Origin of the sequence: Methylobacterium aerolatum, from assembly GCF_022179085.1 — a bacterium.
In the GTDB taxonomy this organism is placed as follows: Bacteria; Pseudomonadota; Alphaproteobacteria; order Rhizobiales; family Beijerinckiaceae; genus Methylobacterium; species Methylobacterium aerolatum.
Genome location: NZ_BPQE01000011.1, coordinates 362,415 through 382,826 on the forward strand (window position 1 = coordinate 362,415; position 20,412 = coordinate 382,826).

The following is a 20,412-nucleotide window of genomic DNA, read 5'->3' on the forward strand; positions in this document are numbered from 1 at the left end:
GCCCGGCGTGCTCCGTCCGGCGTCGCGGGGCGGCTTGCGCCTTGATGGCGGCCTGCCGACGCCCGAAACTCTCCCCATGCGATTCGCCCCGGAAGCCTGAGCGATGACGATCCGCGCCCTGATTCTCGGCTGCGCCGGGACCAGCCTCTCGTCAGGGGAGGCGGCGTTCTTCCGCGCCGCACAGCCCTGGGGCTTCATCCTGTTCAAGCGCAACATCGGCACGCCCGACGAGGTCCGCGCCCTGACGGCGGCGCTGCGGGACTGCGTCGGCCGCGCCGACGCGCCGATCCTCATCGATCAGGAGGGCGGCCGGGTGCAGCGCATGGGGCCGCCCCATTGGCCGTCCTATCCGGCCGGCGGGCGGTTCGGTCGCCTCAACGGCGCGGCGGCCTCCATCGCCCGCCTCGGGGCGCGGCTGATCGCCCACGACCTCGCGGAGGTCGGCATCAACGTCGACTGCGCCCCGGTCCTCGACGTGCCGTCGCCGGGCTCGCACGACATCATCGGCGACCGGGCCTACGGCACGAGCCCCGAGGCGGTGGTCGAAATCGGCCGGGCGGTGGCCGAGGGCCTGATGGCGGGCGGCGTCCTGCCGGTGGTGAAGCACATGCCCGGCCACGGCCGCGCCGCCTGCGACAGCCACAAGGCGCTGCCCCGGGTGGAGGCGGACCTCGCTTCGCTCCGCGCGCGCGACTTCGCGCCCTTCCGCGCGTTGGCCGACCTGCCGATGGCGATGAGCGCCCACGTCGTCTTCACCGCCATCGACCCCGAGCGGCCCGCGACACAATCGCCCGCCGTCATCGCCGGGGTGATCCGCGGCGAGATCGGGTTCGACGGCCTGCTGATGACCGACGACCTGTCGATGCACGCCCTCGACGGCCCCTTCCGCAGCCGGGCCGAGGCCGCCTTCGCGGCGGGGATCGACATCGCCCTCCACTGCAATGGCGAGCGGGCCGAGATGGAAGGCGTCTGCGAGGGCACGCCCCTGCTGACCGGCGCGGCGGCCCGCCGCGCGGCGGCTGCGCTCTCGCATCTCGCGCGGGGCGACGACGCCCTCGATATTCCCGAGGCGCGCGCCCGCTTCGCCGCCGCCCTGGCCCAGGCGGCCTGACACTTCCCCAACCTCTCACCCTCCGGGCCGGGATGACGCGGCGCTTCCGCTTGTGTTCGGGAGGCGCGCTCCCTAGGTTCGCGGTGAATTCCTCAAGGGACGGAGCGCTCTCGGGCCGTGGCCTTCGGGCCGGGCGGAGCGCAGGAGGTCGTCATGGGTAGCATGAGCATTTGGCACTGGGTCGTCGTCGCGGTCATCGTGATGCTGCTGTTCGGGCGCGGTAAGGTGTCCGATCTGATGGGCGACGTGGCCAAGGGCATCAAAGCCTTTAAGAAGGGCATGGCCGAGGACGAGACGCCGACGGCCGCCCAGCCGGTCGTGCCGCCCGCCCAGCAGCCGGTGCGGACCATTCCCCACGCGGCCGAGACCAGCCCCGGCACCGCCGTGCCGGCGAGCCATCTGCCGGGCGGCCAGAACAAGACGCTCTGAGCCTTTCCCGGGCAGCCAGGGGGCGCGCCCTCGTGTAGAGGCGGTGAGAGTCCGGCCCTCGTGGCCACCTCCACCGTGGCAGGACCGTCGACGACATGCTGGACATGAGCTGGGGCGAGGTGATGCTGATCGGCGGTGTCGCCCTCATCGTCATCGGGCCGAAAGACCTGCCGAAGGCGCTGCGCACGGTCGGGCAGGTCACCACCAAGCTGCGCCGGATGGCCGGCGAGTTCCAGATGCAGTTCAACGAGGCCATCCGCGAGGCGGAACTCGACGAGGTGCGCAAGGAGGTCGACGGCATCCGCGACACGATGCGCGGCACCTCGACCTTCAATCCCGTTCAGACCATCCGCGACGAGTTGCGCGGGGCCGTCGAGGGCCGCTCCACCCCGGCAGCCGCGAGCCCCGCGTCCCCAGCCGCCGAAACCTACGGGCCGCCCAAGCCGCCACCCGCGGCGCCGTCCTGGCCCGAGGCCGACGCCGCCGCCGCTCCGGCGGGTGCATCCCCTGCGGCCGAGCCCGCCGTCTCCAAGCCCGCCGCATCCAAGCCACGCAGCCTCGCCGATGCCACCGCCCGCCTGAAGGCCGAACGGCAGGCTGGGCGTGAGGCGCCGCTGCCGGTGCCGGGCTCGGTGGACGACCCCTACGGAACGCCCGCCGCCGACACGGCGCCGAGCCGGAACGGAACCGCCGCACAATGATCACCGAGGCCGACGAGGCCGAGATCGAGGCGTCGCGGGCGCCGCTTCTCGAGCACCTGATCGAACTGCGCTCGCGGCTGATCAAATCTCTGATCGCCTTCGTGGTGATGTTCTTCGCCTGCTTCTTCTTCGCGCGCGATATCTACAACATCCTAGTTTACCCCTACGTCTCCGTGGTGGGCGCCCAGAACGCGGAACTGATCGCGACGCACTTTCTTGAGCAGGTCTTCACCAACATCAAGCTCAGCGTGTTCGGCGCGGCCTTCCTCGCCTTCCCGGTGATCGCCACGCAGATCTACGCCTTCGTGGCGCCGGGCCTCTACCGCAACGAGCGCAAGGCCTTCCTGCCGTACCTCGTCGCCACGCCGATCTTCTTCCTGCTCGGTGCGCTGGTGGTGTTCTTCCTGGCGATGCCGCTGCTCATCAAGTTCTCGGTGTCGCTGCAGCAGGTCGGCGTCGCCGGCGAGCCGACGATCAAGCTCCTGCCGAAGGTGGACGAGTATCTCTCGCTCATCATGACGCTGATCTTCGCCTTCGGCCTCGCCTTCCAGTTGCCGGTGATCCTCACCTTGCTCGGTCAGGTCGGCATCATCGACAGCAAGTTCCTGCGCGAGAAGCGGCGCTACGCCATCGTCCTCGTCTTCGTCGCCGCCGCGATCCTGACGCCGCCGGATGTGATCTCGCAGCTGTCCTTGGCCGTGCCGATGCTGCTCCTCTACGAGGCCTCGATTTTCTCGGTCTCGCGTGTGGAGGCACGGCGCAAGGCGCAGCGGATCGCCGACGGGCTCGATCCCTAAGATCGCGATCGATCTATCCGCCGATACCCTTCCTGCGGTATAGCATTGGGACAGGTGTCGGCGGACTATGTGCCACCTATTTTAGTAGTGGCACCGATTAGTCCAGAACTCCACCGGCAGTTGTATCAGTCGAAGCTGTCTGCCGGGTTGGGACGATGCTGGAAATGCCATATCTACCGCGCTCGATCTGCATCGCGACGCCAGCCTATGGCGACGAGGTCAAGACCGGATACGTGGACAGCCTCCTGCGCTCCTGCCTCGCCCTGCAACAGCGGCGAGTGGAGATGCATTTTGTCACGACCTCGTCGTCCCTGATCGCGCAGGCCCGCAACCTCGCCGTCGATTACTTCCTGAAGCGGACGAATGCGACGCACCTGCTCTTCATCGACGCCGACATGCGCTGGCGCGTCGAGGATCTGATGCGGATGCTCGGGCATGGCGAGCGCGACGTGCTGAGCGCGGTCGCCCCGCGGAAGATCTACGATTGGCACCGGATCGCCGAGGTCGCCCGCGCCCAGCCCGACCTCGATCCCGCCCTCCTGCCGGTCCACGGAGTGCAGCAGATCCTGCCGGACCTCGCCGTCGCGGACGAGGTGATGGTGGGCGACCACGCGCTCACCGGCCTCATCCTGATCCGCCGGGAGGTGTTCGAGGATCTGGCCCGCGCCCATCCGGACTGGCTGATCACGCCGCCGAACCCGCTCGCGGGCCTCACAACGTTCTTCTCCGGCGGCCGCACCGCACACGCCTTCCGCGGCGAGGACCTCGCCTTCGGCGACGACATCCGGGCGCTGGGCAAGGTGATCCATCTCTGCCCCTGGTTCCGCATGGGGCACATCGGAACGCATGAATACGTCGGCGACCCGCTGGTCACGCACCGGCGGGGGTGAGGCGAGCCCCGCCGCTCCGTCTTTGCGAGTAACGCTGAGCAATCCAGGGAGGCGCCGCGTTCGGGAACGGCCCGTTGCCCTGGATTGCTTCGGCTCACGCTCGCAACGACGAGGAGCGCGATGTCCCTGCCGGTGAACTCCGAAACCGGCGCTACCCTGGATCGCGCCCGCAACGACGCGGGTGCGTCACTCCGCCCGCAGCAGGACGTGCTTCTTCTTGCCGAAGGACAGCTTGATCACCCCGTCGGCCGTCATGTCGGAGGGGCGCAGGGTCGCCTTCTCGTCCGTGACCTGCACATCGTTCACCCGCAGGCCGCCGCCCTTGATCTGCCGCCTGGCCTCGCTGGTCGAGGGGACGAGCTTGGCATGGTCCGGCCCGAAGGCGGTGAGGACCCCGAGCCCTGCTTCGAGCAGGCTCGCCGGGACGGTGATGGTCGGCAGGTCGGCGGCCAGAGAGCCCTCCACGAAGGTCTTGCGCGCCGTCTCGGCGGCGGCGTCGCCCGCCTCGCGGCCGTGCATCAGCGCCGTCGCCTCGGTGGCGAGCACCTTCTTGGCCTCGTTGATCTCGGCGCCGCCGAGGGCCGCGAGCCGGGCGATCTCGTCCATCGGCAGCAGGGTGAACAGCTTCAGGAAGCGGGCGACGTCCGCATCCTCCGTGTTTCGCCAGAACTGCCAGTAATCGTAAGGAGACAGCATCTCCGGGTTCAGCCACACGGCCCCGGCCGCGGTCTTGCCCATCTTCGCGCCCGATGAGGTCGTGAGCAGGGGACAGGTCAGGGCGTAGAGCTGCGGCGTGCCCATGCGGCGGCCGAGGTCGATGCCGTTGACGATGTTGCCCCACTGGTCCGATCCGCCCATCTGCAGGATCGTCCCGTAGCGGCGGTTCAACTCCACGAAGTCGTAGGACTGGAGGATCATGTAGTTGAACTCCAGGAACGACAGTTCCTGGTCGCGTTCCAGGCGCAGGCGCACGCTGTCCATGGACAGCATCCGGTTCACCGAGAAGTGGCGGCCGATGTCGCGCAGCATCTCGATGTAATTGAGCTTGGTCAGCCACTCGGCATTGTCGACCATCACGGCATCGCTGCCGCCCTCGCCGAAGCGCAGGAACCGGTCGAAGGTCTTGCGGATCTCGGCCTTGTTGGCGTCGATCTGCTCGATGGTGAGGATCTTGCGGGACTCGTCCCGGCCGGACGGGTCGCCGACGCGCGTGGTCCCACCGCCCATCAGCGTGATCGGCTTGCCCCCGGTGGCCTGCAGCCAATGCAGCATCATGATCGAGAGCAGGTGGCCCACATGCAGCGAGGGCGCCGTGCAGTCGTAGCCCACATAGGTGGTCAGCCGCCCTTCCTTGGCGGCGGCGTCGATCCCGGCCATGTCGGAGGCCTGATGGATGTAGCCGCGCTCGGTGAGGATCCGCAGGAAGTCGGAGTGGGGCGTGAAGTCGGCGCTCATGGATGTCACGGGGTCCGGGGCGGGCGACAGGGTGCGGCCCGCGTGCTAGCTCCCCCCGGAGAGGGGATCGGCCCGGCTCTTAGCAGGCCGGTTCGAGAAACACACGGGGGCTTTCCATGGCGATGTCGCGGGCGATCGGCCTGATGAGCGGCACCTCCCTCGACGGGGTCGATGTCGCGCTGATCGAGACCGACGGCGAGACCGTGCATGTCGTCAAGAGCCACAACAACTTCCTCGAACCGCTCGGCCCCACCGGCTATCGCGGCTATTCGGACGAGGAGAAGCTCCTCCTGCGCGTGGCCACCAAGGATGCGGAGGCCATCGTCCAGCCCGGCGACCGCCCCGGCCGCCTGCCCGAGGCGGAGGTGTTCGTCACCGAGGCCCATGCCGAGGCAGTGGAGCGCTTCCTCGCCGAGAATGGTCTCGAGGCGGGCGACATCGACGTCATCGGCTTCCACGGCCAGACGGTGATCCACCGGCCGGACCACCGCATCTCCGTGCAGATCGGTGACGGGCAGGCCCTCGCCAACCGGCTCGGGATCCCGGTGGTGTCCGACCTCCGCCGGGCCGATGTGGAGGCGGGCGGGCAGGGGGCTCCCCTGGTGCCGGTGTTCCACAAGGCGCTGGCCGAGGCGTCCGGCTTCACCGGGCCCGTGGGCATCCTCAACATCGGCGGCGTCGCCAACGCGACGCTGATCGATTCGAAGGGCGGCGTCATCGCCTTCGACACCGGGCCGGGCAATGCCCTGATCGACGAGTGGATGCAGGAGCGCGAGGGCAAGAACCTCGACGATGGCGGCCGCACTGCCGCGCGCGGTCGCCCCGACGAGCCGCTGCTCGCGTGGCTGCTGACGCACCCGTTCTTCTTTCGCAAGCCGCCGAAATCGCTCGACCGGAACTGGTTCTCGCACAAGCTGGCGGGCCAGCTCTCCACCGAGGACGGCGCGGCCACGCTCACGGCCTTCACCGCCCGCGCGGTGGCCCGCGCCCTCGACCACGCCCCGGAAATCCCGACCCGCTGGATCGTGGCGGGCGGCGGCGCCCGCAATGGAGAACTGGTGCGCCTGTTGAACTACCACCTGCGCTCCGAGATCACGACGGCCGACGCCATCGGCTGGTCCTCGGCCTATCTGGAGGCGCAGGCCTTCGCCTTCCTCGCCGTGCGCTCGCTCAAGAACCTTCCGATCACTTTCCCCTCCACCACGGGCGTCAGGGAGCCGATCGGCGGCGGCAGCCTCGCCCGGCCGGAGGCGTGAGCCTCGGCTACGCCCTCAGACGGATCATCGAGGAATATCCCCTCGCGCGCCTCGATCCGCCGCGTGGGCATCCCCTGGGCACGGTGATCCGAAAGGGAGCGCCGGACGAGGTGCGGCAGGCGCTCGCCGCCCTCGACGGGCCGTTCCTCGTGAAAGGCAGTCCGGGGCGCGGCGCCCACTGGGCGGCCATCCCCTGGATCGCGATCTTCGATCCGGCCGTCACCACCAGCGCCACGCGGGGCTACTACCTCGTCTATCTCTTCCCCACGCACCGGGAGGCGGTGCATCTGTCTCTCGCGCAGGGCACGGTGGCAGCCTACCGCGAGCACGGCCCGCGCGCCCTAAATCATCTGCGCGCGAGCGGGGACCGCCTGCGGGAGCGCATAGGAGATTTCGCGGACCGCCTGCCCCTCACGTCCCTCGACCTCGGGACGACGGGCGACCTGCCGGAGGGCTACGAGGTCGCCCACATCCTGGGGCTGCGCTACGGCCTCGCCGATCTCGGCGATGAGGGGCGCCTCCGACGCGACCTGGCGTTGGGAATCGACGCTTACCGCGCGTTGAAGGCGCGGGGTGGGCTGGAGTTCTGAGAGGTCGGCGCGATGACGGCGGCAGGCGCCGTCACACCACCTCGTCCGTATGCACGTCGAACCGGGCGAGATGCGCGTAGCCGAAGTTCGTGGAGATCGCGACGTCGGTGGCGTCCCGGCCCCTGGCCATGACGATGCGGCCGATGCGCGGACGGTTGTGCCGCGCATCGAACGTGTACCACGCCGGTCCCTGCGGCCCTTGAAGGAAGACCTCGAACCACGCGGAAAAATCCATCGGCGCGGGATCCTTCGGCACGCCGATATCGCCGAGATAGCCGGTGGCGTAGCGGGCCGGGATGTTCATGCAGCGGCAGAAGGTGATGGCGAGGTGCGCGAAGTCGCGGCACACGCCCTCGCGCTGCATGAAGCCGTCATGGGCGGTCCGCGTGGCGTCGGCGCGCTGGTAATCGAAGCGGATGCGCTCGTGGACGTAGTCCACGATGGCCTGGACCCGCCCCCATCCTTCAGGCGAGGATCCGAACAGCGACCAAGCGGTCTGCGAGAGCTTGTCCGTGTCGCAGTAGCGGGAGCCGAGGAGGTAGATCAGCACCTCATCCGGCAGGTCCTGCACGGGAATCTGCCGTGCGCCCGGCTCGATCACGTCCGGCAGCCCCGAATCGTTCACCTCGAAATCGGCGGAGACGGTCAGGGTGCCCTGGGGTGCGATGACGCGGTGGCAGATGTTGCCGAAATCGTCGCGATACTCCCGCGTGGGAATCCACGGGTCGAAGGTGAGGACGTGCGGAGTGAGCAGGTCGTGCATCCGCGTCGGATGCACGCTCAGCATCAGGATCATCGGTGTCGGCTGAAGGAGATCGAAGGCGATGTCGAAGCCGGTTCTGATCCGCATTGCACCCACCTTCCACTCGCCGTCATGACGCTAAACTTGTGCCAGTCGGACTGCTTCCACCCGTGCGCGAGCACTGGGCGGGCGGCGGCACCGGTCCGTATCAACGCGGCAAGTAGGGGACGTTCCGTCGCACGGGGGCCTCCTCGTCGGACAAATCCACCACATCGACATCCACCGTCATGCCGAGATCGTCGCTCGACAGACCGAAATAGCTTCCGCTGAGGGGCACTGCCTGGGCCGGATCGCGGGCGACCGCCACCCGGATCAGGTCGCGGTTGCCGACGATCCCGTTGGTGGGGTCGAACTCCACCCAGCCTGCGCCGGGCAGGTAGACCTGAAGCCAGGCATGGGTCGAGCCGCCGCCTACGTGCCGGGCGCGGTCGTTGCTCGGGTTGTAGAGGTAGCCGGAGACGAATCGCGCGGCCATGCCGAGGGCGCGAACCCCCTCCATCATCAGCACCGCGAAGTCCCGGCAGGAGCCGCGCTTGGCGCGCAAGGTCGTGAGGGGTTCCTGCACGCCCTTCTCGGAGCGGGCGACGTAGGTAAAGTTCGCCCGCACGCTCCTCGTCATCGCGGCGAGCAGGTCCTGCGTCGGAATCCGTCCCGCGCCGGGCACGAAGCTGCGGGCCCAGGCATCGACCTCGTGGCGGGGATCTGCCCATTGCCGCTCGATGGAGCGGGCGAGGTCGGGCATGTCCTCGGCGCCATAGCCGAAGGGGTAGTGGTCCGCGTGCGGCGCGAGGGGAAAGACCGGCGCGTGTTCCGGGGTGTGGTCCAGGGTGATCCGAGCGTCGAAGGTGAGCGTGTCGGCGCGGGTCTGGAAGGTGGCCACCGCCACGCAGTTGCCGAACACGTCGAACATCCAGCGCAGGGACGCGGGTTCCGGATCGATCGTCAGGCTCGCCTCGATGAGGCGCTGATCGTAGCTGTCCCGCGGGCGGAACATGATCCGGTGCTCACCGAACGAGACAGGCCGCCTGTAGCGGTAGACCGTGCGGTGGCGGACGGCGAGGATGGGCAAAGGGTCGTTTCCCGATGCGGGCGGCGTTGTCGTGCCCCGCCCATGCAAAGGCTGCGCCTTGGGTGGGGCGCCGGGCGGATCGCACGCCATGCCGGGCGCGGCGGTGGGTCCGGCGGGAGCCAAAGGGCCCGATGACGACAGGCGGTCAGGAGACCGGCGGCGCCGGGTGCTTCGTCGCCAAATCGGCTTCTACCAGCACGTCGACGGCGCGCCAGGGCTTGGCGATGAACACCGCATCCCTGGGCAGGTCGGGAGTGCGGACACCCTGTCCCGAGGTCACCACCAGCCGCGTCCGCGGCCATAGGGTCGCCACGGCCCGGACCAGTTGCAGCCCGTCCATCTGACCCGCCAACCGGACGTCGGCGAAGATCAGGGCGACATCGCCGCCGCGCTTCTGGAGCACGTCGAGCGCTTCCTCCGCGCTGGCGCAGCCGATGACCTCCAACTGGGTCTCCTCCAGCAAGGCCTCGGCGAGATGGCGCACATCCTCCTCGTCCTCGACCACGATGGCGAGGTTGCCGGGCCGCGAGCCCGCGGGGAAGCGGTCGGCCTGTCCGCCTTCCGCAGCGGGATCGACCTGCCCCTGGCGCACCCGGCGCACGAGGGCAGCGAGGTGTGGCGGAACGCCCTCGGCGATCAGGTCGTCGTAGAAGGAGGCGAGGGTCTGCCCGATCTGATCGAGGGGCATCCCCGGGGTCAGCGTATCGGTAAACACCGAATTCGTATCAGGATCCGGCTTGCTCAAGAAATCCCCCGACGCGTGTTCATTGCCGCGCTGGCGCGCAGTCGTCGGGGATTCTAAGTCGTTCGGGCCATTTGGGTTGCGACAGCAAGGCTTGTTCCCCGCCTGATCGCGCCGGTTTTACTGGGCGACGGCCGCAGTATCGGCGTCCGCATAGGCCATGATGCCCGAGATGGCGCGAACGTTCTGGTAACGCGAGCCGCGAGACTGCATCATCGTCTCGAACTTCTCGTGAACCTGCGCCACCGACAGGCTCACCGGCTTCCGGTGGCGGCCCCGGCCGACATAGCGGTTCGCGGCGAAGAAGATGGAGCGGTTGGCCCGCGCCGGGCCCGGGAGCAGGGCGGCGGCCGCGGCGGCCGGCTTGTTGACCACCTTGTCGAGGAAGTCGCCGGCATCGTCCGGCCCGAGGAAGTGCGCGAGGTAGACCTCGCCCAGGGTCAACTCCCGGCCGATGCGCTGGGCGATGCTCGCCGCATCGCGCTTCAGCATCTCCCCGGCCATCAGGGCGGAGAGGTAGGGGTCGCGGCGCAGGTCGAGCACCCGGGCGCGCTCCGCCGGATCGGCGATGGTGGGCTTGTCGTTGGCGTCGGCCGTCACGAGGGCCGCTTCCCGCGCAAGGCCGTATTTCGGGCCGAAGTCGCGCACGACGCCGAGCCACGTCCGCTCGATGAACTGGTACAGGCCGGTGGCCGAGGAGGTCTTGGCCTGGACGGCGGTGATGAAGCTCGATTCCTTGTCCGCCACGGCCATGAGCAGCACCGGATCGGTCTGCACGGCCTGGGCCGCCTTCACGATGGTCTGCACGAGGTGGCGGCGAATCTTCATCGGCCCGAATTCGAGGATGTCGTTCGGGTCGCCGGTGGAGCTCTGCGACAGCAGGAAGTCGTAGGACACGCGATCCACACCGCTCGACCCCAGTTCGGTGTCGAGGTCGTGGACGGCGGCGAAGCTCGACGAGGCGCGCAGCGGCGCGGTCTCGAGGTCCTCGCTGAGGGCGACGCGGGCGATGTGGGGCACGGGCATCCGCACCTCGGTCGCGGCCTGGGCGGTGGAGACCGCCTGGGGCAGGCCGACCTTGCGCAGGTCGATCCCCGATCCGATCAGCACGGCGCTGAGGGACCCGGCGATGAGCGTGACCGTGAGGACGGAGCGGACGAGGGCCGGGGTGCTGCCGTGGGAGGCGCCGATCATCGGCTGTGCGGCCAGGGGACCGCTGCGGCTGCCGGCGTCGCTCCGGCCCTTGCCGAACCGGCGCTGGTTCGCGCCACCGGCCATTGCGATTCCCGACCTCGCCGATCCGACCGTGCGGCCCTGCATCGTGATCCCGAATCTCCACGCGCCGGAGGGCGCCCATGGCCTCGATGTGGCTTGACAGATGTGGCGACAACACGGCCGCGCTCGTGCTGCCCTGGGGCAATCCACGGTCTTTTCGCGGCAGCCACGAGACTCGCCCAAGAGAGTGAACGCTTCGTTAGGGTGAACGCCCCGTTGCGGACCCGGAGGATGGGGCCGACATAGCGCCGTGACTCGCGCCTGTTCCGTCCTTAAGAGGACCGGATGAGGGAGCGGCCCCCGGTTCGCCCTCCCGGCGACAAGAGAAGCCTGAAGAGTCTGCCAGATGAGCGGCGTTAACGAGATCCGGTCGACCTTCCTCGACTACTTCGCCAAGGCCGGCCACACGGTCGTCCCGTCCTCGGGCCTCGTCCCGAAGAACGATCCGACCCTGATGTTCACGAACGCCGGCATGGTGCAGTTCAAGAACGTCTTCACCGGTGTGGAGAAGCGGCCCTACGACAAGGCCACCACGGCGCAGAAATGCGTCCGCGCGGGGGGCAAGCACAACGACCTCGACAATGTTGGGTACACGGCGCGCCACCACACCTTCTTCGAGATGCTCGGCAACTTCTCCTTCGGCGACTACTTCAAGGAACGCGCGATCGAGCTGGCCTGGAACCTCATCACCAAAGAGTTCGGCCTGTCGCCGGAGAAGCTGCTCGTCACTGTCTACGCGGACGACGACGACGCGGCCGGGCTGTGGCGCAAGATCGCCGGGTTCTCGGACCGCCGGATCATCCGCATCGGCACGTCGGACAACTTCTGGCAGATGGGCGACACGGGGCCCTGCGGCCCGTGCTCGGAGATCTTCATCGACCAGGGTTCGGCCCTGCGGGGCGGCCCGCCCGGCAGCCCCGACGAGGACGGCGACCGCTTCCTCGAATTCTGGAACCTCGTGTTCATGCAGTACGATCAGGCGGAGCCAGGGGTGCGCTCGCCCCTGCCGCGCCCGTCGATCGACACCGGCATGGGCCTGGAGCGGATGGCCGCCGTCCTGCAGGGCGTGACTTCGAATTACGAGACCGACCTGTTCAAGGCGCTGATCGAGGCCGTGGCGCACGCGGTGTCCCGCGCGCCGGAGCCCGCCACGCTCGCCTCCTACCGGGTGATCGCGGACCACCTGCGCGCCTCGGCCTTCCTCGTGGCCGACGGCGTGCTGCCGGGCAACGAGGGGCGCGGCTACGTGCTGCGCCGGATCATGCGGCGGGCGATGCGCCATGCCGAGATCCTCGGTGCCCGCGAGCCCACCATGTTCCGCCTCGTGCCGACCCTGGTCCGCGAGATGGGCCAAGCCTACCCCGAACTGATGCGGGCCGAGGGGCTGATCGCCGAAACCCTGAAGCTCGAGGAGACCCGCTTCCGCCGGACCCTGGAGCGGGGCCTGTCGATCCTCGACGCGGAGAGCCGCGACCTCACGGCGGGGCAGAACCTCTCCGGCGAGACCGCCTTCACCCTCTACGACACCTACGGGTTCCCCCTCGACCTGACCCAGGACGCCCTGAAGGCGCGGGGTATCGGCGTGGACACGGAGGCGTTCCAGGCGGCGATGCAGCGGCAGAAGCAGGCCGCCCGTGAGGCCTGGAAGGGCTCGGGCGATGCCGCCACGGAGACCGTCTGGTTCGGCCTGCGCGAGCGCGTCGGCGCGAGCGAGTTCCTCGGCTACGAGACCGAGTCGGCCGAAGGCATCGTCACCGCCCTCCTGTTCGAGGGCGCGGAGACCGCCGAGCTGAAGGCCGGGCAATCCGGCTTCGCGGTGGTGAACCAGACCCCCTTCTACGCGGAATCGGGCGGGCAGGTGGGCGACACCGGATCGATCACCGCCGCCGGGCTGGCGGCGCAGGTCACCGACACCCAGAAGAAGCTCGGCGACCTCTTCGTCCACGCCGTCACGGTGAAGGAGGGGAGCCTCCGCCTCGACCAGCCGGTGGAGCTGAAGGTCGATCATGCCCGCCGCCGGGCGATCCGGGCCAACCACTCCGCCACCCACCTCCTGCACGAGGCGCTGCGGCAGGTGCTCGGCGATCACGTGGCGCAAAAGGGCTCCCTCGTGAGCCCGGAGCGCCTGCGCTTCGACATCAGCCACCCGAAGCCGATCGAGGCCGAGGAGATCGCCCGGGTCGAGGACATCGCCAACGCCGTCCTGCTCCAGAACGAGCCCGTCGTGACCAAGCTGATGGCGGTGGACGACGCCATCGCCTCGGGCGCCCGCGCCCTGTTCGGCGAGAAGTACGGCGACGAGGTCCGCGTCGTCTCCATGGGCCTTCCCACGGACGGGGAGGGGGCCAAGGCGTTCTCGGTGGAGCTCTGCGGCGGCACCCATGCGGGGCGCACGGGCGATATCGGTGCCATCACCATCGTCGGCGAGAGCGCGGTCGGTGCGGGTGTACGCCGGATCGAGGCCTTGACCGCCGACGCCGCCCGCCGGCACCGGGCCGAGGAGGCGCGGACGCTCGCCAACCTCGCCGGGCTCCTCAAGGCGCCCGCCACGGAGGCGCCGGATCGCCTCGCCGCGCTGATGGAGGATCGCCGCCGCCTGGAGCGTGAGCTGGCCGAGGCCCGCAAGAAGCTCGCCATGGGCGGCGGGGCTACGGGGAACGCCGATGCGCCGAAGGAGGTCGGCGGCGTCAACCTGATGGCCCGCGTGGTCGAGGGGGTCGAGATGCGCGATCTCAAGAGCCTCGCCGACGAGGGCAAGAGCCGCCTCGGCTCCGGGATCGTCGCCATCGTCGGCGTCGCGCCCGACGGCAAGGCCGGGCTGGTGGTCGGCGTCACCGAGGATCTGACCGGCCGGTTCGATGCGGTCGCCCTGGTGCGGGCGGGCTCCGAGGCGCTGGGCGGCAAGGGCGGCGGCGGCCGCCGCGACATGGCCCAGGCCGGCGGCCCCAACGGCGCCAACGCCCAGGCCGCGCTGGACGCCATTGAGCAGGCGTTGGGTCAGGCGGCGTGAGAGACTGGGTCGGGGCTCGCCGCTGAAGAGCGGCGGCCCCTTTCGGAGAACGCCTTGATAGGCCGTGGCGGCTCAAGGTTCCCTACGCGCGCGATGACGGCCGGGGAACCGACCGGGTGCGACGGCTACTTGCCCCGAGTCCAGGTCTGGCTCTTGCAGACGAAGCCGAGGACACAGCCCGACACTTCGAGGTGGGTCGGATCCTTCAGGCGCATCGAACCCGAATAGGTCTTCCCGTCGTTCGGATTGTAGAGCGATCCGGAGAACCCATCCTTGTCGGGATTGCGCGCGTCGAGGATCTGCACGCCGATCACGCTGCGCCCGCGCTGGGCCGGATCGGGATTCTTGTCGTCGAGGGCCTTGCCCGGTGCGGCGACGATGGTGCCGCAATAGCCGCCGCCGCAGGGCGCGATCCGGATCTTCGACTGGCCGGTTTCGGTCACCCAGAGGCCCGCCGGATCGTTGCCCGCCGCAAGGGTCTGGCCGGCCGGAGCAGCGATGAGCGCGGCGAGCAGGGCGAGGCGGAACGGGGCGGGCGTCACGGCGTGTCTCCGTTGGGTTGGTCGGTCTCCCCGATACCGGGAAGGGCCGCGCCGAGATAGGTTTCCACCACTTCGCAGAAGGGTGCGCCCGATCCCGTCACGAGGACGGCATCCACTCGCACGAGGGGTGTGTCCGCCGCGGGCGCCGGGGGCAGGGGGAAGGACTGCACGGCCACCACCCGGCGCACCGGCGCAAGGGGACGCACCACGCGCCCGAAGGGCGTATCGGTGCCATCCAGGGCTGCGTTCATCTCCGGCGTGAGTCGGCTCGGCACATACCAGTTGTCGGCCTCCGAGAGGACCCGCGTGCCGCAGGCGAGCCGCACATGGCGGTAGCGCACGGGCTCGCCGGGCGTCACGCCGAGGCGTGCCCGCTGTTCGTCCGTGGGCGTCTTGTCGAGGGACGTATCGCGCAGGGCAACCAGCCGGGCCTGACCCGCGAGGCCCTTTTCCGCGCACCAGCGTTCGAGCACGGCCGTGGCGCTGTCCGAGCGAACGATCCGGCCCCGGAGGTCCTCCACCATCGCGGCAATGCCGGCCGAGTCCTCATCCGCCTGCTTCGGGACGCCGGGGGCCTCCGCACGGGCGGCGCCGGATCCAAGGAGGAGGGCGGCGGCGCCGAGGAGGCTCAGGGCGACACTCCGACGGCAACGGCCGGCGACGTCACCGCGCGACGGCGGCGCCAAAACGGAAAGGGGAGGGGAAATGGTGGAGCCTAACGGGATCGAACCGATGACCTCTTCCATGCCATGGAAGCGCTCTCCCAGCTGAGCTAAGGCCCCACTTCTTCCACCGCGGTCTGGACCCGCGGGGTTCGTCGTTCCGGCGACCGGCCGACGAGGGCGGTTCTATAAGCGCCCCATCGGCCGGACTCAAGCTCTTTTTTCGCGAAGCTCGACCGGACTGATCAGCTTTCCTCGTCGTTCTCGATGTCGCCGTCGATCAGATCAGACACGTCGTCGTCACCCGAATCCTCCTCTTCGAGGAAGGTGTCGTCGTCGCTGCTGGTGTCGCCGTCATCGGAGCTGTCGTCGTCCGGCGTCGGATCAGCCTCGTCCTCGGCGGCCTCGACCTCATCGAGGGAGACCAGCTCGGGGCCCTTCTCGTCCGTCTCGTCCTCGTCGTCGTCCGTGCTGCGCGACAGCGCGGGCGGGGCGGCGCGGCCGGTGGCGGCCTGGTAGACCGCACCGCATTTCGGGCAGGTGGCGGGGTCGCGGGCGAGGTCGTAAAACTTCGCGCCGCAGCTCATGCACTGGCGTTTCAAGCCGAGTTCCGGTCGGGCCACGGGGGGACACCTCGTCGTCGAGACAGTGTTTGGGAAGCGGCTCGGTTAGTCGCGGCTGTCGCGCCTGTCAATTGAGCCGCCGAAACGACGGTTGCGCCGAAATCGATGCCGGCTTCGTCGATCCGGGGCCCAGGCGGCCACCGGCACGGATGACGACGGCGAACGCCCGTGTTAACCGCGCCGCCGACGCCCCCTGCGCCCCGCCCGCTGACCGCCGCACACAAGACGGACCGACCCGTGTCGCACGCCCTCACACCCGAGCCCCTCGCCGCGACGCCGGGCGCGCCCCTCCGGGGTCGCTTGCGCCCCCCGGGCGACAAGTCCATCTCCCACAGGGCGATGATTCTCGGCCTTCTCAGCCAGGGACGGACGCGGGTCGAGGGCCTGCTGGAGGGTGACGACGTCCTGCGCACGGCCGCCGCCGCCCGGGCGCTCGGCGCCACGGTGGAGCGCCTCGGCGAAGGCCGGTGGACGGTGGACGGCGTCGGCATCGGCGGCCTCACCGATCCGGCGGACGTCCTCGATTTCGGCAATGCGGGCACGGGCTCACGGTTGATGATGGGCGTGGTCGGCGGGCAACCCGTGACGGCCACCTTCGACGGCGACGCCTCGCTCCGCTCCCGGCCGATGCGCCGGATCCTCGATCCGCTCTCGCGCATGGGCACGCAGGTCCTGTCCGAGGCGGAAGGCGGGCGGGTGCCCTTGACGCTCCGCGGCCCCCGCGAGGCGATTCCGATCACCTACGAGACACCGGCCGCCTCGGCGCAGATCAAGTCGGCGGTGCTCCTCGCCGGCCTCAACGCCCCCGGCATCACCACGGTGATCGAGGCGGCGGCCACCCGCGATCACACGGAGCGGATGCTGCGCCTGTTCGGCGCTGAGGTCCGCGTGGAGCCCCACGGTCCCGGGGGCCACGGGCGCTCGGTGGCGCTCACGGGCCAGCCGACCCTGCGCGGCACCGATGTCGTCGTGCCGGCCGATCCCTCCTCGGCGGCGTTCCCGCTGGTGGCGGCCCTGATCATCCCCGGCTCCGACGTGACGATCGAGGGCGTGATGATGAACCCGCTGCGCACGGGGCTCATCACGACGCTGCTGGAGATGGGCGCATCGATCGAGCGCCTCAACGAACGGGAGGAGGGCGGCGAGACGGTGGCCGACCTGCGCGTCCGGGCGAGCCGCCTCACGGGCGTCGATGTTCCCGCCGAGCGGGCGCCGGCGATGATCGACGAGTACCCGATCCTCGCCGTGGCGGCCTCCTTCGCGGAGGGCACCACCCGGATGAACGGCCTGCACGAATTGCGGGTGAAGGAATCGGACCGCCTCGCTGCCGTGGCGGCGGGCCTGTCCGAGAACGGCATCCCGCACCGGATCGAGGGCGACGACTTGGTGGTCGAGGGCGACGGCACGGCCCCGCGTGGCGGCGGGACGGTCGCCACCCACCTCGATCACCGCATCGCCATGTCCTTCCTCGTCCTGGGCCTCGCCAGCCGCGAGGCGGTGCGGATCGATGACGGCGCGATGATCGCCACGAGCTTCCCCTCCTTCCTGCCGACGATGCGCGCCCTCGGCGGCCGGATCGGAGCCTGACATGCCCCTCGTCATCGCCATCGACGGCCCTGCTGCCTCCGGCAAGGGAACCCTCGCCCGCAAGCTCGCCGACCATTACGGCCTGCCGCACCTCGACACCGGCCTGCTCTACCGCGCCGTGGCCTTCGCCCTCGTGGAGGCGGGAATCGACCTCGGCGACCATGCCGCCGCCACCCGCGCGGCCGAAACCCTCGACTCGGCGAGCCTTTCCGATCCGCGCCTGCGCGACAGGGCCATGGGGGAAGCCGCGTCGCGGGTCTCCTCCGTGCCGGAGGTCCGGGCCGCCCTGCTCGCGTGGCAGCGCCGCTTCGCCTCGGACCCGTCCGGGGCCGTCCTCGATGGGCGGGACATCGGCACGGTGGTCTGCCCGGCGGCGGACGTGAAGCTGTTCATCACCGCCTCCGCCCTGGAGCGCGCCCGCCGCCGCCACCGGGAGCTGGCCGGACGCGGCGAGGCCGCGACCCTCGAAGGCATCCTGGCCGACATCGAGGCCCGCGATGCGCGCGACTCCTCGCGCAGCGCGGCTCCCCTGAAGATGGCCGACGATGCGGTGCAACTCGACACCACCGAACTCGATGCGGCCGCCGCCTTCGCCCAGGCCCGTGCGATCATCGAGCGCGCCCGCCTCGCCGTCGGTTGACCCCCCGGACGGCCTCCCCTATTGCGGTGCGGCCGACCCCGCAGCGGGTGTCGCGAGCGCGTAGCTCAGTTGGTAGAGCAACGGACTTTTAATCTGTAGGTCCTGGGTTCGAGTCCCAGCGCGCTCACTTGAGCCTTTCCCAACGCTGCCGGATCGCCACCGCCGCGCCGTCGTCGCGAGCGGGAGCGGAGCAGTTCAGCCAGCCCGCAAACCCGGAAAACGCTCACGAACTCGCCTCTCGTTGACGAATCCGTGCTTGCCGGCCGCCTGTGTCGGCGATTGCCGGGTCAGACTTTCTCGTCCGCCGCGATCGCGGCCATGCTCTGATCGAAGTCGCGCAGGGCGGCGCGCTGGTCGGCGGTGGGATTCGGGCCGCTGAGGTAGGTCAGCGTGGCCCGCGCGATCCGCAGGGCCGTGGCGAGGTCGCGCCCTTCGCGCCGGGCGCGCTCGATGACCGAGGCGATGTCGGTCATCGTCTGCGCCTTGGTGAAGCCGTCGATCATGGGCTGGCATCGCTCCCCCATCGGCCCCTCGGGCGCCGAACGATGCCGTGCAGCTAGGCGTGTTGAAAGTTTATGACACGGCTTCTGTCAAAAATTTTTGACAGTCGCTGAGTGTTGTTATCGCCGGGGCGTCATCTCAGGTGATCGGCGCCGGGTTGAAGAGCGTGAGGTCGTTGTAGAGACCCCAGCGGTCGGACCACGGCTGCCTGCGACCGCTGGCGACGTCGAGGATGAGGAGGAACAGCTCCCATCCCATCTCCTCGATGCTCGCGTCGCCGGTGGCGATGCGGCCGGCGTCGAGGTCGATCAGGTCCGACCAGCGCCGGCTGAGTTCGGTCCGGGTGGCGACTTTGATCACGGGGGCCTGGGCGAGGCCGTAGGGCGTGCCGCGCCCGGTGGAGAACACCTGCACAGTGATGCCGGAGGCGAGCTGCAGCGTGCCGCAGACGAAGTCGCTCGCGGGCGTGGCGGCGAAGATCAGGCCCCGCTCCTTCACGCGTTCGCCCGGAGCGAGGACGCCGGTGATGGCGCTGGTCCCGGACTTCGCGACCGAGCCGAGGGCTTTCTCGACGATGTTGTTGAGGCCGCCCTTCTTGTTGCCCGGCGAGGGGTTGGCGCGCCGGTCCGCTCCGCCCTTCTCCAGATAGGCGTCGTACCACGCCATCTCGCGGATCAGGGCGTCGGCCACCGCGGGCGTCGCCGCACGCGGCGTGAGGAGGTGGATCGCGTCGCGGACCTCCGTCACCTCGGAGAACAGCACGGTGGCGCCGCAGCGCACGAGCAGGTCGGCGGCGAAGCCGAGCGCCGGGTTGGCGGTCACGCCCGAGAAGGCGTCGCTGCCGCCGCATTGCAGGCCGACCACGAGTTCGGAGGCGGGGCAGGTCTCCCGCGTCCGGCTGTTCAGCACCTCCAATCGGGCCTCGGCCATGGTCATGATGCTGGCGATCATGCTGCCGAAGCCCTCGTGCCGCTCGTCCTGAAGCCGCACGACGCTGTCTTCCGCCGCGCCCTCGCCCTGAGGCACGAGGCGCTCGGAGACGAGTTTTTCGCAGCCGAGGCCGATGACCATGACCTCGCCGCCGAAGTTCGGGTTCCGGGCGAGGCTCTGGAGGGTGCGGATGGGGATGACCGCCTCGGGCGCGTTGATCGCGACGCCGCATCCGTAGGCGTGGGTCAGGCCGATCACGTCGTCCACGTTCGGATAGCGGGGGAGCAACTCCTGCCGGATCCGGCGGATCGCCACGTCGAGGGTGCCGGTCACGCATTGCACGCTGGTCGAGATCGCCAGGATGTTCTTGGTGCCGACGCTGCCGTCCGGGTTGCGAAAGCCCTCGAAGGTGTAGCCCTCCAGGGGCGGCAGCGGCGCGGGCACCCGCGTCGCCTTCTCCAGGGCGTCAAGGGCGGGCGCGGTCGGCGTCTCGACGCAGGATTCCTCGACCCATGAGCCCCGCGGGATGTCGCGGAGCGCGATTCCCACCACCTCGCCGTACCGGCGGACATGGCCACCGCGCGGGATGTCCTCCAGGGCCACCTTGTGGCCCTGGGGCACGAACTCGGTGAGCGTCGGCCCGTCGGGGAAGGCGGTACCCGCCGGCAGGCCGAAGGCGTTCACCACGATGGCCACGTTGTCCTCGGCATGGAGGCGGATCGTCCGGGGTGAGTCCGGCGGAGCGACGCGCTCACCGCCGACGGGCTTGGCTGCGCTGAGGATCATGCTGTGGCTCCGGG

The 20,412-nt window shown here is 69.8% G+C and carries 20 protein-coding genes and 2 tRNA genes; 11 read left to right on the plus strand and 11 right to left on the minus strand.

Annotation, left to right across the window (positions count from 1 at the left end):
- The first annotated feature begins 103 nt into the window (after positions 1-103).
- The 5 genes from nagZ to MFF06_RS08570 all read left to right on the plus strand — a co-directional run bounded on the left by nagZ (position 104) and on the right by MFF06_RS08570 (position 3,928).
- A complete protein-coding gene (gene nagZ / locus MFF06_RS08550) occupies positions 104-1,111 on the plus strand; it encodes a beta-N-acetylhexosaminidase (protein ID WP_238202871.1) in 1,008 nt (335 codons plus the stop codon).
- Positions 1,112-1,264: 153 nt separating this feature from the next.
- The gene (locus tag MFF06_RS08555; protein WP_238202872.1) at positions 1,265-1,540 is read left to right on the plus strand and encodes a twin-arginine translocase TatA/TatE family subunit; all 276 of its coding nucleotides are present in this window, start codon (positions 1,265-1,267) and stop codon (positions 1,538-1,540) included.
- Between the two features lie 95 nt (positions 1,541-1,635).
- Complete coding sequence (gene tatB / locus MFF06_RS08560; RefSeq protein ID WP_238202874.1) at positions 1,636-2,241, plus strand: Sec-independent protein translocase protein TatB; 606 nt, start codon at positions 1,636-1,638, stop codon at positions 2,239-2,241.
- Positions 2,238-3,038: a twin-arginine translocase subunit TatC gene (gene tatC, locus MFF06_RS08565; RefSeq protein WP_238202875.1), complete on the plus strand. Its 801-nt coding sequence runs from the start codon at positions 2,238-2,240 to the stop codon at positions 3,036-3,038. Before tatB ends, tatC begins: the two co-directional genes overlap by 4 nt.
- Before the next feature lie 164 nt (positions 3,039-3,202).
- A complete protein-coding gene (locus tag MFF06_RS08570; RefSeq protein WP_238202876.1) occupies positions 3,203-3,928 on the plus strand; it encodes a hypothetical protein in 726 nt (241 codons plus the stop codon).
- A gap of 186 nt (positions 3,929-4,114) precedes the next feature.
- Here MFF06_RS08570 and tyrS read toward each other — a convergent pair whose 3' ends face one another.
- The gene (gene tyrS, locus MFF06_RS08575; RefSeq protein WP_238202877.1) at positions 4,115-5,383 is read right to left on the minus strand and encodes a tyrosine--tRNA ligase; all 1,269 of its coding nucleotides are present in this window, start codon (positions 5,381-5,383) and stop codon (positions 4,115-4,117) included.
- A gap of 116 nt (positions 5,384-5,499) precedes the next feature.
- Between tyrS and MFF06_RS08580 the strand changes: the two genes are divergently transcribed.
- Both MFF06_RS08580 and MFF06_RS08585 read left to right on the plus strand, forming a co-directional pair.
- Complete coding sequence (locus MFF06_RS08580) at positions 5,500-6,639, plus strand: anhydro-N-acetylmuramic acid kinase (protein WP_238202878.1); 1,140 nt, start codon at positions 5,500-5,502, stop codon at positions 6,637-6,639.
- On the plus strand, positions 6,636-7,229 hold the full coding sequence (locus tag MFF06_RS08585) for a DUF3578 domain-containing protein (protein WP_238202879.1): 594 nt from the start codon (positions 6,636-6,638) through the stop codon (positions 7,227-7,229). Before MFF06_RS08580 ends, MFF06_RS08585 begins: the two co-directional genes overlap by 4 nt.
- Positions 7,230-7,260: 31 nt before the next feature.
- Here MFF06_RS08585 and MFF06_RS08590 read toward each other — a convergent pair whose 3' ends face one another.
- The 4 genes from MFF06_RS08590 to MFF06_RS08605 all read right to left on the minus strand — a co-directional run bounded on the left by MFF06_RS08590 (position 7,261) and on the right by MFF06_RS08605 (position 11,162).
- On the minus strand, positions 7,261-8,079 hold the full coding sequence (locus tag MFF06_RS08590; protein ID WP_238202880.1) for a transglutaminase-like domain-containing protein: 819 nt from the start codon (positions 8,077-8,079) through the stop codon (positions 7,261-7,263).
- A 100-nt stretch (positions 8,080-8,179) separates the two neighbouring features.
- Positions 8,180-9,100 (minus strand): transglutaminase family protein, encoded by a 921-nt coding sequence (locus MFF06_RS08595; protein ID WP_238202882.1) that lies wholly within the window; start codon positions 9,098-9,100, stop codon positions 8,180-8,182.
- A 145-nt stretch (positions 9,101-9,245) separates the two neighbouring features.
- Positions 9,246-9,788, minus strand: a complete 543-nt coding sequence (locus MFF06_RS08600) for a response regulator (RefSeq protein ID WP_238202884.1) — start codon at positions 9,786-9,788, stop codon at positions 9,246-9,248.
- 174 nt (positions 9,789-9,962) lie between these two features.
- The gene (locus tag MFF06_RS08605; protein WP_238202885.1) at positions 9,963-11,162 is read right to left on the minus strand and encodes a transglycosylase SLT domain-containing protein; all 1,200 of its coding nucleotides are present in this window, start codon (positions 11,160-11,162) and stop codon (positions 9,963-9,965) included.
- A gap of 301 nt (positions 11,163-11,463) precedes the next feature.
- On the opposite strand from MFF06_RS08605, the gene alaS reads away from it, so the two are divergent.
- Positions 11,464-14,127 carry an alanine--tRNA ligase gene (gene alaS / locus MFF06_RS08610; RefSeq protein WP_238202886.1) on the plus strand — a complete coding sequence of 888 codons (2,664 nt, stop codon included), beginning with the start codon at positions 11,464-11,466 and terminating at the stop codon, positions 14,125-14,127.
- Between the two features lie 125 nt (positions 14,128-14,252).
- Here alaS and MFF06_RS08615 read toward each other — a convergent pair whose 3' ends face one another.
- The 4 genes from MFF06_RS08615 to MFF06_RS08630 form a co-directional block, all read right to left on the minus strand.
- Positions 14,253-14,669 (minus strand): DUF2147 domain-containing protein, encoded by a 417-nt coding sequence (locus MFF06_RS08615; protein ID WP_238202887.1) that lies wholly within the window; start codon positions 14,667-14,669, stop codon positions 14,253-14,255.
- Positions 14,666-15,193 carry a hypothetical protein gene (locus tag MFF06_RS08620; protein ID WP_238202888.1) on the minus strand — a complete coding sequence of 176 codons (528 nt, stop codon included), beginning with the start codon at positions 15,191-15,193 and terminating at the stop codon, positions 14,666-14,668. The genes MFF06_RS08615 and MFF06_RS08620 overlap by 4 nt, the downstream gene beginning before the upstream one ends.
- A 182-nt stretch (positions 15,194-15,375) precedes the next feature.
- A tRNA-Ala gene (locus MFF06_RS08625) sits at positions 15,376-15,451 on the minus strand.
- A gap of 125 nt (positions 15,452-15,576) precedes the next feature.
- Positions 15,577-15,954, minus strand: a complete 378-nt coding sequence (locus MFF06_RS08630; RefSeq protein WP_238202889.1) for a TIGR02300 family protein — start codon at positions 15,952-15,954, stop codon at positions 15,577-15,579.
- Positions 15,955-16,191: 237 nt separating this feature from the next.
- Here MFF06_RS08630 and aroA point away from each other — a divergent pair, with 237 nt between their 5' ends.
- The 3 genes from aroA (at position 16,192) to MFF06_RS08645 (ending at position 18,308) form a co-directional block, all read left to right on the plus strand.
- Positions 16,192-17,541, plus strand: a complete 1,350-nt coding sequence (gene aroA, locus MFF06_RS08635; RefSeq protein WP_238202890.1) for a 3-phosphoshikimate 1-carboxyvinyltransferase — start codon at positions 16,192-16,194, stop codon at positions 17,539-17,541.
- Position 17,542: 1 nt separating this feature from the next.
- On the plus strand, positions 17,543-18,181 hold the full coding sequence (gene cmk, locus MFF06_RS08640) for a (d)CMP kinase (protein WP_238202892.1): 639 nt from the start codon (positions 17,543-17,545) through the stop codon (positions 18,179-18,181).
- 54 nt (positions 18,182-18,235) lie between these two features.
- Positions 18,236-18,308: transfer RNA gene (locus tag MFF06_RS08645), tRNA-Lys, on the plus strand.
- Positions 18,309-18,468: 160 nt separating this feature from the next.
- On the opposite strand, the gene MFF06_RS08650 is transcribed toward MFF06_RS08645, so the two are convergent.
- Positions 18,469-18,684, minus strand: a complete 216-nt coding sequence (locus tag MFF06_RS08650; RefSeq protein ID WP_238202894.1) for a hypothetical protein — start codon at positions 18,682-18,684, stop codon at positions 18,469-18,471.
- Positions 18,685-18,820: 136 nt separating this feature from the next.
- Positions 18,821-20,398, minus strand: coding sequence for a galactarate dehydratase (garD, locus tag MFF06_RS08655; RefSeq protein WP_238202896.1), 1,578 nt, complete (start codon positions 20,396-20,398; stop codon positions 18,821-18,823).
- Positions 20,399-20,412 lie beyond the last annotated feature (14 nt).